Raw genomic sequence first — 1318 nt, 5'->3', positions numbered from 1 at the left:
TGGACCCTAGACAAGTCCCATCGTTCCAGGTCAGGAGCACTCTCCGCTTATCTGATCAAGCCTCGGACACCCCACCTCGTGAAAGCGCGAGGCTAGGCCGAAGGTTTAGCGAGGTTGACTTGGGGACCAGCTCTGGGGACCAGTGGCCGGTGCAGGGATTTTGATCGCAGCGCCGGCCGTGGTGAAGATCCGGGAAGTGGACGGATCAGCCCAGCACGTCGACCTCCTGATTGATGACGGCCTTCGGGGTTCCCTGTCGGGCGCCGTGGCAGAGCGTGATCCGGATCTTGGACGTGCCACGCGGATGCTCCTCTCCTGTCGCCCCGGCCGCGCGAAAACACATGTCGGAGGCCGTTCTCTCATCCATGAGAGGGCGCACTTCCACGTACGGGACTCGGGGCATCTCGCCCGGTTATTCTTCAGGTGCCCGGAGGAAGCAGGGGCCCGCGCTCGTCCGGGGCGCCGTTGAGTAGGTCGCGGTGCGGAATGTCATCTGTCGCGTAGTTGTAGCGGGTGGTCAACAGCTCCTTGAACGCCTGCGGGTTGGGGGTCGTCACGGCGGAGCCCAGTTTCCAGCGGCGTTGGGCGACGGCCAGCAGGGTCACGTCCATCTGTGCGCGCAGGCTGTCAACGGTGAAGGCGTTCAGGGGCAGTGCGGTTGTGTAGTGGCTTTCCGGTGTCCGGAAGAAGCGGGTGGGATAGTCCTGGGGAATGCTGCCCGGGCTGGCCTGCTGCAGCCGCAGGTTAGCGGCGATGTTGGCCAGGGCCAGCAGGATCTGCCAGTCGAGCCATCCTTCCTCGCGCAGTTCCTGCAGTCCTGTGCGGGTGTCGGGGTCGGCCAGGACACGGGGCAGTGTCTCGCTGAGTACCTGGGGCAGGTCGGTGTAGTTGTCGCGGATCATGTCGAGTGCTCTGGTGCGGTCGTAGCCGGGGCCCGGTGTCGTGGGATGGGCGAGTTGCGGGGCGGTGGGCGGCTGGAATGCCGTGTCCGACCACGGCGGCATGGCGGTTTGCCGCAGGGTGTCGTAGTGGGCCTCGGTCAGCAGACCGGCGGCTTCGTCGTAGGGGCGGCCGCTGATCAGTTTGTGCAGGAGTCCGCGGGCGAATGTTGTCTCCACCAAGGACATGAACGCCTTGGTGGGCCTGGCACTGAGGTGGGCCAGCAGGTGCACCACCGTGGCGGACAGTTCGCGTTCGAAGGCTGTGTGGTCGGTCGAGGCGCTGTGAGCTGCACCCTGTTTCGTGGAGTCCCTGATGCCAGGGTTACGATCCTGGCGAAGGAGAACCACATCAGTGCCAGCACCACGGAAATACCCCG

Annotated in this window: 2 protein-coding genes; both read right to left on the bottom strand. The window is 65.1% G+C overall.

Translation table 11 applies throughout. The features are described 5' to 3' along the window. Positions 1-205: 205 nt before the first annotated feature. The gene (locus tag ACFWN1_RS33320) at positions 206-367 is read right to left on the bottom strand and encodes a hypothetical protein (protein ID WP_384370520.1); all 162 of its coding nucleotides are present in this window, start codon (positions 365-367) and stop codon (positions 206-208) included. 52 nt (positions 368-419) lie between these two features. Then, the coding region (locus tag ACFWN1_RS33315; RefSeq protein WP_384370518.1) for a hypothetical protein at positions 420-1318 on the bottom strand (899 nt) is incomplete at its 5' end.

Origin of the sequence: Streptomyces sp. NPDC058459 (assembly GCF_042721685.1) — a bacterium.
GTDB lineage: Bacteria > Actinomycetota > Actinomycetes > Streptomycetales > Streptomycetaceae > Streptomyces.
Note: the sequence above shows the minus strand (reverse complement) of the source record. Positions and strands in the feature narration are given on the sequence as shown.

What these genes read in the sequence shown, in the direction of transcription:
- ACFWN1_RS33320 (WP_384370520.1), bottom strand. Translation starts at nt 367, where the DNA reads ATGGATGAGAGAACGGCCTCCGACATGTGTTTTCGCGCGGCCGGGGCG.